At 72.6% G+C, this 14,900-nt stretch carries 10 protein-coding genes; 8 read left to right on the top strand and 2 right to left on the bottom strand.

The annotated features are described in order from the left end of the window. The first annotated feature begins 8 nt into the window (after positions 1-8). Positions 9-2,495: a glycosyltransferase gene (locus KK087_RS07365; RefSeq protein ID WP_214564700.1), complete on the top strand. Its 2,487-nt coding sequence runs from the start codon at positions 9-11 to the stop codon at positions 2,493-2,495. Then, on the top strand, positions 2,492-3,238 hold the full coding sequence (locus KK087_RS07360; RefSeq protein ID WP_214564699.1) for a polyprenol monophosphomannose synthase: 747 nt from the start codon (positions 2,492-2,494) through the stop codon (positions 3,236-3,238). Before KK087_RS07365 ends, KK087_RS07360 begins: the two co-directional genes overlap by 4 nt. Positions 3,239-3,521: 283 nt before the next feature. Here the strand turns inward: KK087_RS07360 and KK087_RS07355 are convergent, their stop codons facing one another. Next, entirely contained in the window at positions 3,522-4,808 is a 1,287-nt protein-coding gene (locus KK087_RS07355) for an O-antigen ligase family protein (RefSeq protein WP_214528345.1), read from the bottom strand. A 107-nt stretch (positions 4,809-4,915) separates the two neighbouring features. On the opposite strand from KK087_RS07355, the gene KK087_RS07350 reads away from it, so the two are divergent. Then, entirely contained in the window at positions 4,916-6,292 is a 1,377-nt protein-coding gene (locus KK087_RS07350; protein WP_214564698.1) for a hypothetical protein, read from the top strand. Positions 6,293-6,350: 58 nt separating this feature from the next. On the opposite strand, the gene KK087_RS17885 is transcribed toward KK087_RS07350, so the two are convergent. After that, positions 6,351-7,730, bottom strand: coding sequence for an O-antigen ligase family protein (locus KK087_RS17885; RefSeq protein ID WP_214564697.1), 1,380 nt, complete (start codon positions 7,728-7,730; stop codon positions 6,351-6,353). 66 nt (positions 7,731-7,796) lie between these two features. On the opposite strand from KK087_RS17885, the gene manA reads away from it, so the two are divergent. The 5 genes from manA to KK087_RS07320 all read left to right on the top strand — a co-directional run bounded on the left by manA (position 7,797) and on the right by KK087_RS07320 (position 14,882). Beyond that, entirely contained in the window at positions 7,797-9,005 is a 1,209-nt protein-coding gene (gene manA / locus KK087_RS07340) for a mannose-6-phosphate isomerase, class I (RefSeq protein WP_214564696.1), read from the top strand. Between the two features lie 24 nt (positions 9,006-9,029). Continuing rightward, the gene (gene galE, locus KK087_RS07335) at positions 9,030-9,992 is read left to right on the top strand and encodes a UDP-glucose 4-epimerase GalE (RefSeq protein ID WP_214528338.1); all 963 of its coding nucleotides are present in this window, start codon (positions 9,030-9,032) and stop codon (positions 9,990-9,992) included. A gap of 189 nt (positions 9,993-10,181) precedes the next feature. Further along, a complete protein-coding gene (locus KK087_RS17630; protein ID WP_374114433.1) occupies positions 10,182-10,514 on the top strand; it encodes a WhiB family transcriptional regulator in 333 nt (110 codons plus the stop codon). Between the two features lie 130 nt (positions 10,515-10,644). Continuing rightward, a complete protein-coding gene (locus tag KK087_RS07325) occupies positions 10,645-13,482 on the top strand; it encodes a glycosyltransferase (protein WP_214543573.1) in 2,838 nt (945 codons plus the stop codon). Then, entirely contained in the window at positions 13,479-14,882 is a 1,404-nt protein-coding gene (locus KK087_RS07320) for a DUF5719 family protein (protein ID WP_214528335.1), read from the top strand. The genes KK087_RS07325 and KK087_RS07320 overlap by 4 nt, the downstream gene beginning before the upstream one ends. The last annotated feature ends 18 nt before the right edge of the window (positions 14,883-14,900 follow it).

Here is a 14,900-nt window from a genome sequence, read left to right as displayed (position 1 = left end):
GAACTCGCGTGACAGAGCGCAAGCCGGGAGTCGTGTCCGTCATCCTCGTGAACTACAAGGGCACGGACGACACCCTGACGAGCATCGCGGAACTCCGCAAGCAGGACTGGCCGCAGGACAAGCTCGAGGTGATCGTCGTCGAGAACGGTTCGGGCCCCGAGCACCTCGGACGTCTGAAGGCCTCGACCCTCGACTTCACCCTGATCGACGCCGGCGCGAACCTCGGGTTCACCGGCGGCTGCAACCTCGGCGTCGAGAAGTCCTCCGGCGAGGTCGTGGCGTTCCTCAACAACGACGCCCGCCCGGACACCGGCTGGGTGCGCGAGGCGATGGCCACGTTCGCCTCCGGTGCCGACATCGGCGCCGTCGCCTCGAAGGTCCTCGACTGGGAAGGCGTCAACGTCGACTTCACCGAGGCCGCCATGACCTGGTACGGCATGGGCTACAAGCCCTTCGCCGGGTCGCCGGACACCGGCCGGTGGGAGAGCGAGACCGACGTCCTGTTCGGCACCGGCGCCGCGATGTTCATCCGCGCCGAGCTCTTCGAGCAGCTCGACGGCTTCGACGACCGCTACTTCATGTTCTACGAGGACGTCGACCTCGGTTGGCGGCTCAACCTGCTCGGCTGGCGCTTCCGGTACCAGCCGAAGTCGGTCGCGTTCCACAAGCACCACGCGTCGATGAACAAGTTCGGCGACTTCCGCGAGACCTACCTGCTCGAGCGGAACGCCCTGTTCACGCTCTACAAGAACCTCGGCGACGAGCAGCTCGCCGCCGCCCTGCCCGGTTCGCTGGCACTCGCCGTCCGCCGTGCCGTGGGCCGCGGGGAACTCGACTCCACCGAGCTCGACCTGCGCAACCCCGGCGACGACAGCGTGCCCACCATCCCGGTGCCGAAGACGAGCATGGCCGGCATCTACGGCGTCGACCAGTTCGTCGAGCAGCTGCCGTCGATGACCGAGTCCCGCCGGCAGATCCAGGCGACCCGCGTCCGGTCGGACCGCGAGCTCCTCCGCCTGTTCGGCAACCGCGACGAGCCCGCGTACCCGATCGAGAACTACCTGGCCGGCTACGACAAGATCGTGCACTCCCTCGGCGTGCTCGAGGTCGGCACCCGCCGCCGCGTCCTCATCATCACCGGCGACTCGATCGGCGCGAAGATGGCCGGTCCGGCGATCCGCGCGACCCAGATGGCGAAGCAGCTCGCGTCCGAGCACGACGTCCGCGTGGTCAGCCTGACCCGCTCGTCGCCGATCGACCCGTCGTACGAGGTCGTCACGGTCCCGCACCGCCACCCGCGCCAGATGGTCGAGCACGAGGGCTGGGCCGACGTCATCATCGTGCAGGGTCACGCGCTCCGGCTGTTCCCGGTGCTCGAGTCGACCAGCAAGATCCTGGTCGTCGACGTCTACGACCCGCTGCACCTCGAGCAGCTCGAGCAGGGCCGCAGCGACGACGTCGACAAGTGGAACCGTCAGATCCTCGACGCCTCGGACACCCTGAACCACCAGCTCGAGCTCGGCGACTACTTCATCTGTGCCTCGGAGCGTCAGCGCATGTTCTGGCTCGGCCAGCTCGCCGGCTCCGGCCGCGTGAACGCCCGCACGTACTCGCGGGACGCCGACCTGCGCTCGCTCATCGGTGTCGTGCCGTTCGGGCTGTCGTCGACCCCGCCGGTGCACGACCAGCAGCGGGTCAAGGGCGTCGTGCCCGGCATCGGCAAGAACGACAAGCTCGTCGTCTGGGGCGGGGGGATCTACGACTGGTTCGACCCGATCACCCTGGTCCGCTCGATCGCGCAGCTCGCCGAGCGCCGTCCGTCGGTCAAGCTCTTCTTCATGGGCGTGCAGCACCCGAACCCCGACGTCCCCGAGATGGACATCGTCGCGAAGGTCCGCGCCGAGGCCGACGCCCTCGGTCTCACCGGCAAGCACGTGTTCTTCAACGACCAGTGGATCCCGTACGAGGAGCGCGGCGCCTACCTGCTCGAGGCCGACGCCGGCGTCTCGACGCACTACGAGCACCTCGAGACCACCTTCTCGTTCCGCACCCGCATCCTCGACTACCTGTGGGCACGCCTGCCGATCGTCACGACGGCCGGGGACTCGTTCGGTGACCTCGTCGCCGAGGAGAAGCTCGGCATCGCGGTGCACGAGCAGGACATCGACGGCCTGGCCACCGCGCTCGAGACGGCGCTCTTCGACAAGAAGGCCCGCACCGAGTTCATCGGCAACGTCGACCGCGTGCGCGAGCAGTTCACGTGGGAGAACGTCCTCGCCCCGCTCGTCGAGTTCTGCCGGAACCCGATCCGCGCTGCGGACAAGTCGGTGCGCGACACCGCGTCGTCGATCGAGCCGCACAAGATGCGCGTCCGCGTCCCGGAGCGCAAGAAGCTCTCCGGCGTCCGCTACGACCTCGGCCGTGCGGTGCACTACCTGCGCACCGAGGGCCCCCGGAGCGTCGCCGGCAAGGTGAAGCGGCGCCTGAACCGGTGACCCCGGGGGAGACCACCGCCCTCGTCATCGTCCCGACGTACGACGAGGCGGAGAACATCCGTGCGATCACCGCCGCCGTGCTGGTGGCGGTGCCCGGTGCCCACCTGCTCGTCGTCGACGACGGCAGCCCGGACGGCACCGGGGACATCGTGCGGTCCCTGGCGGCCGCGGACGACCGGGTGCACCTGCTGCAGCGCTCCGGCAAGCTCGGGCTCGGCACGGCGTACGTCGCCGGGTTCCGGTGGGGTCTGGAGCGCGGCTACCCGCTGCTGGTCGAGATGGACGCCGACGGCTCGCACCCGGCCGACCGGTTGCCGGCCCTGGTCGACGCCGTGACCGCTTCCGACGACGTCCTGCTCGCCATCGGGTCCCGCTGGGTCCCCGGTGGGTCGGTGGTCGACTGGCCGCTCCGGCGCCAGGCGCTGAGCCGGGGCGCAAACACGTACGCCCGGCTCGTGCTCGGGCTGGACGTGCGGGACATCACCGCCGGGTACCGCGTGTACCGCTCGTCGGCGATCGCGCGGATGGACCTCGGTTCGGTGGACTCGAAGGGCTACTGCTTCCAGGTCGACATGACGCTCCGCGTGGACGCCCTCGGCGGCCGCATCGTCGAGGTGCCGATCCGCTTCCGTGACCGCGTGCACGGCGTCTCCAAGATGAGCCGGTCCATCGTCCTCGAGGCGATGCTCCGCGTCACCCAGTGGGGTGTGCAGCGCCGTCTCGGTCGCCGCACGCGCCCCTGAGACGCACCACGGGCCTCCCGTCCGGCGCTGGGGCGCGCCGTCCCGCCACTTCGTGAGCAGGAACGGTCGGGTCGCGTCCGCAGGGGCGACCATTCCTGCTCACGAAGCGCGGCGCGTCCGGAACGTTCGGCGCGACGGCCTGGAGGCGCGGTGCGGGGCCGCAACGAGCCTCCCGTCCGGCGGTGGGGCGCGCCGTCCCGCCACTTCGTGAGCAGCAACGGTCGGGTCGCCTCCGCGGAGGCGACCATTCCTGCGCACGAAGTGCCACGGCGCGCAGCCCGCGCTACACGCGCGGCAGGTGGCGGCGCCACGAGCGCCGACGCGCGGCGATCACGAGCACCGTCACGAAGAACATCAGCCCCGCACCGTGCAGCAGGTAGCTCTCGGCCGTACTGGTGACGGCGAGCAGCACGAGCACCGCGGCCGGCCACACGTAGGCCACCCCGGGGAACGTCGTCGCCGTCACCCAGGCGCGCGCGAACGCGAGCAGCGCCGTGATCCCGAGGAGGAGCGTGCCCGCGAAGCCGATCTGCAGCCAGGCGTCCACGAAGGCGTTCAGCCCCGAGGTGAAGCGGACCCCGGCGGGGTCGATCAGCGTGACGTAGGGCACCACGGGTTCGGTCGGCCACGTGCCGACCCAGCCCCAGCCCTGGATCGGGTAGCGCTCCACCAGGACCCGGATCTGCGACCAGAGGTCGGTCCGGGTCGCCGTGCCGCCGGCGGCCCCGATCTCGGCGAGCAGACGGTGCCGGGCGAGCACCCCGACGGCGAGCGTCAGCAGGACCGCCGCCCCCAGGACGCCGTTGACCACCGGTCTGGTCGCCGGCCGCGCGTGCCGGAGTGACCAGAGCGCCAGGGCCGTGACGGCGAGCGCGATCATCGCGAGTCCGGTGATGGGGGACTGCACGAGCATCAGGGCGATGACGGCGAGCGAGGTCGAGGCGATCGCACGCCAGACGGTGACGGAGCGGGTGAGGAACTCGACCACGAATGTGACGAGGGCCATCGCGGCGATGAAGCCCATGAAGTTGCGCGTGCCGCCGATGCCCTGGATCGGGCCGCCGTACGCGATGTCGCCGCGGATGCCGAACGCCGGGAACGGGACGTCGAGGACCAGGCCGGACAGGACCTCGAGCCCGAGGGCGGTCACGAGCAGGATGCGGAACGCGTCGCCCGAGGCCCGGATCACCTGCACCAGGTCGCGGCCCAGCGCCAGGTACAGCCCGAGGCCGATGAAGCAGACCGTCTGCACCAGGCCGCGGAGCGCCACCCACGAGTACTCGCTCCACAGCACGCTCAACGCGCAGTAGCCGACGAAGGCCAGCAGCGAGAGGGGGAGGACCCCGTGCCACTCGATCCGGTACCGCTGCCCGAGCAGGCTCAGGCCCGCGAGCACGAACAGCGTCACGAGCACCGCCCACGTCCCCGCCCGACCGACCAGTGCCTCGACGGTGGGCTGGCCGAACCCGAACAGCACGATGACCGTCGCGAGCGCCTGGCTGAACCGTCCACCGGCCGAGAAGCCGATCCAGGCGGAGAGGTACCGGCGCCCGAGCACGTTCCTGCTCACCCGACCGTCCGTCACCCGTCCATCTTGGCGCACGACCTTGTGACCGGCCCGCCGCATCGCGGTGTGGCTGTATCGACGATGCGCGATCACCGAACTATCCTCACCGGATGGACCTCGCGCGCAGGGTCGCCGGCGTCCCCCTCGTCGCGGTGGTCGTCGGTCTGCTCACGACCGCGCTGGCCTGGTACCGCCTCGGTCCCGTGCCGCGGAACACCGTCTGGGCCGAGGACGGCGGCGTGTTCCTGCGCGAGCGGATCGCGACGGGCCCGCTCGACACCCTGCTGCACCCGTACGCCGGGTACGTGCACCTGCTGCCCCGGCTGATCGTCGACCTCGGGTACGCGCTGCCGCCCGAGCGCTACGCGCAGGTCGTGGCGCTGGCCTCGTGCACCGTCGTCGGCGGGGTGTGCGCCCTGGTGTTCGTCCTGTCCCGCGACGTCGTCCGACCGTGGCCGCTCCGGCTGGTGCTCGCCGCCGTCCCCGTCGTCCTGCCGCTCGCGCCCTACGAGATCAGCGGCAACGCGGCCAACCTGCACTGGTACCTGCTCGTCCTGGTGCCGTGGGTCTTCGCCTTCCGCACCCGTTCGTGGTGGGCTGCGGCGGCGCTCGCCGCCGTGGCGGGCGCGGCCGTGCTCACCGAGCCGCTGACGGTGCTGTTCACACCCCTGCTGCTCCTGGCCTGGATGCCCGGTGGCCGCGGCCGCGGCCGCGCCCACGTCCGCCTCGCCGGGGCGGCCGGACCGTGGTCCGCTCTGCCCGTCACCCTCGTCGTGCTCGTCGGCCTGGCGGTGCAGGGCGTCACGACCCTGACGCACCCGCGCGAGGTCGCCCCCGGGTCGCCCGCGGTCCGGGACGTGCTCGCCGGGTACCTGCTCGGCCCCGTCGGAGGCGCGTGGGACCCGCGCGTCGGCGCCGTCCTGACGGCCGTCCTGGAGCACGGCTGGGCCGTCGTGCTCGTGCCCGCCGTCGTGCTCCTGCTCGTCCTGGTCGCGGCCGTCGTCGTCGGTCCGCCCCGCACCCGGTGGATGGTGGTCGCCCTGTCCGTCGGCTCGGGCGCGGTGTGGTGGGCGGCCCTGCTCGCCAACGACGACGCCGGCGTCCGCTGGTCGGCCCCGGTGGCCGCGATGGCCGCCCTGCCGCCGCAGCGCTACGCCGCCGCGGCCGGCCTGCTGCTGGTCAGCGCCGCGGTGGTCGCCGCCGCCGCGCTCGTCGACGCGCCCCGGTGGTCGCATGGCACTGGACGGACGGGAGGCGCGGGTCGCCTCGTCGGGGCCGTCACCGGGTGGTGCGTGGTCACCGCCGTCGTCGCGTCGGCCGTGCTGCACGTCGCGCCGGCGGAGACCCGGCGGAGCGAGGGCCCGGTGTGGGCGGGACAGCTGCCGACGGCGGTCGAGGCCTGCGACGCGGACCCGTCACTCGAGGTCGCCCGGGTGCGGTCGAACCCGTGGTCGTCCCCGGTGGCGTGCTCGTGGGTGTCGCGCTGAGGTCGTGTCCGTCGGTGCGCGGTGCGCGGTGCGTGGTGCGGGTGCGGTGGGGTGCGCGTCAGCGCGTGCCGGCCCAGCGGAACTCGCGCTTGGTGCGCGGCGTCCGCGGGCCGTCGCCGGTGGAGACGGGCTCCTCGCCGGTCAGCACGATGCGGGTCTTGATCGCGAGCAGGGCGAACAGCACCCAGTTCCCCTGGTAGAGCAGGCGGGACTCGGCGACGGACTGCACCAGCAGGGCGACGACGACCAGGAGCGGCAGGAGCGACACCGGGTCGAAGGACCGCGGGCGGAGTGCGGCGTCGTACCCGATGCGGGTCGCGCAGGCCCACGAGCGGGACAGCGTCGTGACCACGTAGATCGCGAAGAGCACCAGGCCGATGATCCCGGTTTGCATCCAGACGTCCAGGTAGGCGTCGTGGGCCTGCAGGTAGGTCACGCCCTTGCGGTGCGCCAGGTCGGCGAGCGTCGGGATGCCGGGCCACCAGTACCCGATCCAGCCCCAGCCGCCGACCGGGTGCTGGTCGATCAGGCCGAGGACCTTGCCCCAGATCTCGCCGCGGCCGGTGGCGTCCGAACCCTTCCCGAGCAGTTCGGACACCGGGCCGCGCAGCACGGACGCGGCGACGGCGACGACGACCGCGCCGACCGCGAGCAGCAGGTAGCGCGGGGTGCGGCGCTCGGTCGGCACCCGGCGCATCCACATGGCGACCAGCGCGACGACGGCGACGACGACGGCGGCGGCGAGGACCGTCGACGAACGGGTGAGGACGAGGCCGAGCACGGCGACCAGGAGCCAGCCGACGGCCTGGTTCCGACGGATCCGGCCCTCGGCGAACTGCACGGCGACGACGATCGCCACCAGCAGGGCCACCATCGCGAGCAGGTTGGCGTTGCCCGGCAGGCCCTGGATCCGGCCGCCGGTGAAGAGCTCAGCCCGCGAGAAGTAGAAGGCGTCGGGGACGTCGCGGTCCCCGTAGTCGGTCCAGATCGGCGCGATCGGGTGGCGGACGAACACCGCGACGACGGCCTCGAACACGAGCGACAGCATGAGGACCCAGCGGAGCGCGAGGCTCAGGGCGTCGGTGATCCGGCGCCACGTCAGGGTGGAGGCGATCGTGAACGCCACGGCGGCACAGATGACCTGCACGGTCAGGCTCGAGATCGTGGCGAAGCGCCAGTGCGACCAGATCAGCGTCACCAGGCACCAGCCGAGGAACGCCCAGAGCGCCCACGGCGTGCGGACGAGCGGCGGCTTCGCCCGGACCAGGATCGTGATGCCCCACGCCGCGACCAGTGCCCACAGGACACCGGCGCCGACCCACGTCAGGGTGTTCGGCAGGGCGTCGCCCGCGAACAGCACGAACAGGGTGGTCGCCCCGAAGGCGAACGCCTCGCGCTCGGGTACGGTCCCGCGCGCCAGCGGCCAGGTGTTCGTCACGACGCCAGGGTACCGGCCGGTCGCCGTCAGCAGGACTCCCTCGGGAGCGCCGGTAGGCTCTGGCCCATGTTCCTCGGCATCACGAACACCCCCCGCGACTACGCCTGGGGCTCGGTCACCGCGATCCCGGAGCTCCTCGGACGCACCGTCACGGGGGCCCCGCAGGCGGAGCTGTGGCTCGGCGCCCACGCCGGCAGTCCCAGTGTCGTCGTCAACCCGGCGATGGTCGGCGGCGCGGACACGCTCCGCGACTGGATCGCCGACGAGCCGGAGACCGCACTCGGTCCGGACCGCACGGGGCTGCCCTTCCTGTTGAAGGTGCTCGCGGCGGCGGCACCGCTCTCGCTGCAGGCGCACCCGACGCCGGAGCAGGCGGAGGAGGGCTTCGCCCGCGAAGAGCGCGAGGGCATCGCACTCGACGACCCTGCACGCAACTACAAGGACCCGTTCCCGAAGCCCGAGCTCGTCGTGGCCCTGAGCGAGCGGTTCGAGGCGCTGAGCGGCTTCCGCCCCGTCGAGGAGACCCTGGCCGAGGTCCGAGTGCTCGACGCCGGCAGCGGGCGGCTCGGTCCGCTCGAGGTGCACCTGCTGCACGGGCTCGAGGACACCGTCCGCTGGCTCGAGACCGCCGACGAGTCCGCGCTCGCCGTGGTGCAGGCCGCCAGCGACCTCGCCGTCGCCCTCGACGACGACCTGCTCACGCCGAACACCGCGACGGTCCGCGACCTCGCGACCAGCTGGCCCGGCGACCCCGGCATCGTCGTCTCCCTGCTCATGCACCGGGTGACCCTCACCGCCGGGCAGGCCATGTACCTGCCCGCCGGCAACATCCACGCGTACCTCGACGGGCTCGGCATCGAGCTGATGGCACCGTCGGACAACGTGCTCCGCGGTGGCCTCACGCCGAAGCACGTCGACGTGCCGGAGCTCCTGCGCGTGCTCGACTTCACCGCGTACCCGGCCCCGGTCCTCGAGCCCGAGCGCGTCGCCCCCGGCGTCGACCGGTTCGCGCCGGACGGCGTCGGCTTCGCGCTGCTGCGGGTGGACGGTGACGGCCGCCCGGTGGGCATGAGCACCGGCGGTGTCGCACCGCTGGTCGGACCGTCGATCGCCATCTGCACCGAGGGCGTCGTGACGCTCGTCGGCGCGCAGTCGGCCACCCTGCTCCGCAAGGGGGAGGCGTGCTTCATCACGCCGGACGAGGGCGACGTGACGGTCGAGGCGGACTCGCCCGACGGCATCACCTCGACGGTGTTCATCGCCACCGGGGCGTAGCCGTCGTCCGCTAGCGTGGCGGGCATGAGTTGGCTGGTCACCGGCGGTGCCGGGTACATCGGGTCCCACGTCGTCCGAGCACTGCGCTCGGCCGGCATCGACACGGTCGCGTTCGACGACCTCTCGAGCGGCTTCCGCGCGTTCGTCCCGGACGACGTGCCGTTCGTCGAGGGCACGATCCTCGACGGCGAACTCGTCGCACGGACCCTCCGCGAGCACGACGTCACCGGTGTGGTGCACGTCGCCGGGTTCAAGTACGCCGGCGTCTCGGTCGAGCGCCCGCTGCACACCTACGAGCAGAACGTCACCGGCATGGCGACCCTGCTCCGCGCGATGGCCGAGACCGGCGTGACCAAGGCGGTCTTCTCGTCGAGCGCGGCCGTCTACGGCACGCCGGACGTCGAGACCGTGGTCGAGTCCACCCCGAAGAACCCGGAGTCGCCGTACGGCGAGTCGAAGCTCATCGGGGAGTGGCTCCTGCGCGACATGGAGGTCGCTGCTGGTTTCACCACCACCTCGCTCCGCTACTTCAACGTGGTCGGCTCGGGCGAGCCCGACCTGTACGACGCCAGCCCGCACAACCTGTTCCCGCTGGTCTTCGACGCGCTGCTCGCCGGTCGGACCCCGCGCATCAACGGCGACGACTACGACACCCCGGACGGCACCTGCGTGCGCGACTACGTGCACGTGGCGGACCTGGCGCACTCCCACGCGGTGGCCGCGCGGAAGCTCGAGGCGGGGGAGCCGCTCGAGCGCGCCTACAACCTCGGCAGCGGCGACGGTGTGAGCGTCCGCCAGATCATGGACGCGATGGCGGCTGGCACCGGGATCGCCTTCGATCCCGAGATCGCTGCGCGCCGCCCCGGCGACCCGGCCCGCATCGTCGCGACCGGTGAAGCCGCCGCCCGCGACCTCGAGTGGGCCATGCGCCACTCCCTCGACGAGATGGTCTCGAGTGCCTGGGAGGCCCGCCGCAGCGCATCCTGAGCGCGTGAGGACGTGTCAGGTGTCCCCCGCAAAGTCGACAGAACCGGCGCGACACGCCCAAACGGGGGACATGACACGCTGGGGCGGTCAGCACCTTCTATGATCCGCGACTTGACTCAGGCGAATGACACCGCTGTAATTACAGGCAACGACTTCAATTGTTGTGGTCCCGTTATCGAGACGTCAGGGGTGATCAGGGTGAACGGTTCCGACTTCCACGCCGGAGTTCCGGAAGACTGGCACGTCGACCCCGTGGCGCTCGGCGTCCCGGGTGTTCGGCGGCCGGAGACGGACGACGAGGAGAACCCGCTCGCCTGGCAGGTCGACTCGCTCTGCGCGCAGACCGACCCGGAGGCGTTCTTCCCCGAGAAGGGCGGCTCGACGCGCGAGGCGAAGAAGATCTGCACCTCGTGCGAGGTCCGGGCGCAGTGCCTCGAGTACGCGCTCGAGAACGACGAACGCTTCGGCATCTGGGGTGGCCTCTCCGAGCGCGAACGCCGCAAGCTGCGGAAAAGGGCGTAGCCGCCCCACCCCGTCCGGGAGGCGCGTGGAGCGCCCGTCCCGCACCGCGCAGTGAGCGCACCCACAGCTTCACGCCGCGCCGCCGTCCGCAGCCGACACCGCGCCTCCAGACCGTAGAGTGACGCCCGTCATGCAGCCCAGAGTCACCGCGATCCTCGTCGCCGCCAACGGGGCGGACCACCTCGACCGGACCCTGGACGCGCTCGCCGCCCAGACCCGGCACCCCGAGAACCTCGTGGTCGTCGACGTCGGTACGACCGACGGATCGACCGCAGAACTGTCCTTCGGCGGGTCCGCACAGCTCGTCCGGCTCCCCGCCGGCAGGGCGTTCGGCGACGCCGTCCGGCAGGGTGAGCGCAGCGCGCCGCCCGCCGCGACCGACGAACCGGTCGACGAGTGGCTGTGGATCCTCGGTCACGACAACGCGCCGGCGCCCACCGCACTCGCCGACCTGCTCTCCGCCGTGGAGATCGCACCGTCGGTCGTCGTCGCCGGCCCGAAGCTCGTCGCGGACGACGACCCCTCGCTCATCCGTGCGTTCGGCGAGAGCATGACCCGCTTCGGCCGGTCCATCGTCCTGGTGCAGGACGAGCTCGACCAGGGCCAGCACGACCGGAACACCGACGTGCTCGGCGTCGCCGCCGGCGGCATGCTCGTGCGCCGGTCGGTCTGGGACGACCTCGGCGGCTTCGACCCGGCGCTGCCGGACGTCGACGCGGCCCTCGACTTCTGCGTGCGGGTCCGCCTCGCCGGACACCGTGTCGCCCTCGTGCCGGGGGCCAAGGTCACCAGTGCCGGACCGATCGAGGAGTTCGGTCGCAAGCGCGTGTCCGAGGCGCGGCGCGTCCGGATGCACCGGCAGGCGCAGCTGCACCGCCGGATGACCTACGCGCCCGCCGGCCTCGTCTGGCTGCACTGGCTCACCCTCGTGCCGTTCGCGATCGCCCGGGCACTCGGGCACCTCGTCGCGAAGCACCCCGCCGCCGTGGTCCCCGAGCTCTCCGCCGCCTTCGCCGTCGCGTTCGGCGGCGGGACCGGGCGCGCACGCAAGAACCTCGCCCGCACCAGGAAGCTCGGCTGGGCGGCGGTCGAACCGCTCCGGGTGAGCTGGCGTCGGGTGCACGAGCACCGCACCACCTCGCGCGACGTCGAACTCGCCCGCGTCGAGGACGCCCCGATCGCACGGGCGTCCTTCCTCGGCGACGGCGGGATCTGGGTGGTGCTGGCCGCCGCCGTGCTCAGCGTCGTGACGCTCTACCCGCTGCTCGGCTCCCCGGCCCTGACCGGTGGGGGACTCCTGCCGCTCAGCGCGACCCCCGGGCAGCTCTGGCAGAACGTCGGCTACGGCTTCCACTCGCTCGGAACGGGCTTCACCGGGCCGTCCGACCCCTTCGCCGCGGTCCTCGCCGTGCTCGGCTCGATCGTGTTCTGGTCGCCGTCCACCGCGGTCGTGCTCGTCATGCTCGTCGCGTTCCCGCTGTCCGCACTGGGCGCGTGGTTCGCGGTGCGCAAGGTCACGACCCGCACCTGGGTGCCGGTGATCGGTGCATCGCTCTACGCGATCGCCCCGTCGCTCGTCGGCGCGGTGACGACCGGCCACCTCGGCGCCGTGATCGCGCACCTGACCCTGCCGTGGCTCTTCGTCGCCGTGCTCGAGGCACACCGCTCGTGGGCGTGGGCGTCCGGGGCGTCGCTCCTGTTCGCCGTCGTCGCGGCCTCGGCGCCGTCGCTCCTGCCGGTCCTGCTGATCGGGTGGCTCGTGGCGCTCCTGGTCGGCTGGCGTCGGGCGCACCGTCGCGTCTTCATCCCGGTGCCGACCGCCGTGCTGTTCCTGCCGCTGATCCTGGCGCAGGCGGCACGCGGCAACCTGCTCGCCGTGTTCGCCGACCCCGGCGTCCCGTCGGCCACCCGCGCGCCGTCCGCGCTCCAGCTGGCCATCGGGCAGCCGCTGCCGGACTGGAGCGGTTGGCTCCCCGCGACCTCCGGGCTGGCGCTGGACGCCAGGGTCCTGCCGGTCGTGATGGCCGTCCTGGTGCTCCCGGTGGCCGTCGCCGCGATCGGCGCGATGCTCGGACACCGCTGGGCGGTCGCCGGCTCGGCGCTCGTCATCGCGCTCCTCGGCTTCGCCACGGCATTCGCCGCCACCCACGTCACCGTCACGGGCGTCGGCTCGACGACCACCATCGTGTGGCCGGGCAGCGGTCTGTCCGTGTACTGGATGGCCCTCGTGGTCGCGGCGTGCATCGGCATCGACGTGCTGCCGAAGGCCGCCCCGGTCACCGGGCTCGTCGCGACCGTGCTCGCCGGGGTCGCGGTGGCACCGGCCTTCGCGGCGTTCTACCTCGGAACCGCCACCATCCAGCCGACCACCGGCCGGGTGCTCAGCGCCTACGTGAACGCCGAGGCCCAGGCGAACCCCGACGTCGGCACGCTGGTCGTGGTCCCGCAGGACGACGGTTCGCTCGCTGTCACGCTCGAGCGCGGACAGGGCTCCACGCTCGACGACCAGTCCACGCTCGACGCCACCGCCCTGCGCCTGAGCGAGTCCGGCGCGCGCCTGACGACGCTCGCCGGCAACCTGGCGAGCCGCAGCGGCTACGACCCCCGACCGGCGCTCCGCGAGCTCGGCGTGAGCTTCGTGCTCATCGACGAGGCCGGCGACGACCCCGAGGCGCAGACGGTGCACGACCGCGCGGCCGGCGCGATCGGCCAGAACGCGCTCTTCACGAGCATCGGCGAGACCACCAACGGGCAGCTGTTCCACTACGACGGCGAGGTCGACCACACCCGCTCCGGCTCCGCGGCGACCCAGGCCACGCACGTGCTGTACCTCGTCGTGCTCGGCGTGGTCTTCGGCGCAGCGGCCCTGCTCGCGGTGCCGACGGCCCCGCGCCGTCGCCGTGCCACCTCGAACGTCATCGAGGCCGAGGAACCCGCCACCACCTTCGACGAGGAGCGCGACGAATGAGCACCACCCCCTCCTCCGTCCGACGCTGGGTCGTCCGCGGCACCGCCACGGCCGTCGCCGTCGTCGTCGCGGCGGGTGCCGTCACCGCGGCGCACGCCATCGGTACCGACTCCGACCCGGGTCGCCCGGCGGGCCGCACCGTCACGCCGGTCCCCGCCGCCGCCGAGCGCGTCTGTGCCGGGAGCGCCCTGCGCCTGTCCGACGACGCCGGCAACGACGCGACGCAGGCCAGCACCGTCGGCACCGCGACCGTCGCCACGGCGACCACCGGCTCGACGGTCGAACGGTCCTCGCTCGACGCCTCGACCACCGGCGGCAGTGACCCGCGGCTCCTGACCGCCCCGGCCGGGGAGACCACCCCGCAGGTCGCCGGCAGCAGCCTGCAGAGTGTCTCCAGCGGCGACCTCGTCGGCGCTGGCGCGGCCTCGTGCGACGACCCGACCCAGTCCACGTGGCTCGTCGGGGGATCGACGGAGACCGGTCGCACCAGTCTGATCACGCTCTCCAACCCGACCGACGTGAACGCCACGGTCGACCTCGCGATCTTCGACGGCAGCGGGACGGTCAACGCCCCGGGCACCACCGGCATCGTGGTGGCGCCGAACACGCAGAAGGTCGTCCCGCTCTCGGGCTTCGTGTCGGACGCCGCGTCGACCGTCGTGCACGTGACGTCGTCCGGTGGGCAGATCGTCGCGCACATGCAGGAGACCGTCGTCCGCACGCTCACACCGGGCGGCTACGACATCGTCTCCGGCGGCGCCGCTCCGTCGCGCGCGCAGGTCATCCCCGCGGTCGCCCTCGCCGACGCCCAGGCCGCCCAGCGCGGTGACGACGCGGCCGACGCGGCCCCGATCGTCCGGCTGTTCGTCCCCGGCACGAAGTCGGCCCGGGTCACCCTCGGCATCAGCACGGCCGACGGCAGCGGCACGACCGTCAACGCCACCGCGGAGCCCGGGGTCGTCACGGACGTCGCGCTCGACGACTTCCCGGACGGCCGGTACTCGTTCACCGTCACCTCGACCGAACCCGTCGTCGCCGGCGCCCGCAGCACCACGCCGACCGAGGGCAACGGCACCGACCTCGGGTGGTTCGCCTCCGCGGAGCCCCTGGGCGACGAGACGATCACCGCCATCGCCCCGGGTGAGGGCGTCCGGCTGAACTTCGTCAACCCGACCCGCGAGGACCGTTCCGTCACGGTGCGTTCGGGCGACGAGCGCCGCACCCTGAAGGTCCTGTCCGGCGCGACGGTGACGCTGCCGGTGCAGACCGCCAAGCAGCTCACGCTGACGGGGACCGAGGGCATCGTCGCCGGGGTCACCTACCGCGGCGCCGACGGCATCGCCGGGTTCCCGGTGCGACCGGCGACCGACGTGTCCACCCCGGTCCGCGTCTACCCCTGACCTCCGACGCGGCCGGCC

It is taken from the genome of Curtobacterium aurantiacum, assembly GCF_018598555.1.
Classification (GTDB): Bacteria; Actinomycetota; Actinomycetes; order Actinomycetales; family Microbacteriaceae; genus Curtobacterium; species Curtobacterium aurantiacum.
Note: the sequence above shows the minus strand (reverse complement) of the source record. Positions and strands in the feature narration are given on the sequence as shown.

Bases quoted from the DNA above. Each gene is read 5' to 3' on its own strand.
- KK087_RS07350 (WP_214564698.1), top strand. From the start codon at position 4,916: ATGGACCTCGCGCGCAGGGTCGCCGGCGTCCCCCTCGTCGCGGTGGTC.
- manA (WP_214564696.1), top strand. From the start codon at position 7,797: ATGTTCCTCGGCATCACGAACACCCCCCGCGACTACGCCTGGGGCTCG.
- galE (WP_214528338.1), top strand. From the start codon at position 9,030: ATGAGTTGGCTGGTCACCGGCGGTGCCGGGTACATCGGGTCCCACGTC.
- KK087_RS07325 (WP_214543573.1), top strand. From the start codon at position 10,645: ATGCAGCCCAGAGTCACCGCGATCCTCGTCGCCGCCAACGGGGCGGAC.
- KK087_RS07320 (WP_214528335.1), top strand. From the start codon at position 13,479: ATGAGCACCACCCCCTCCTCCGTCCGACGCTGGGTCGTCCGCGGCACC.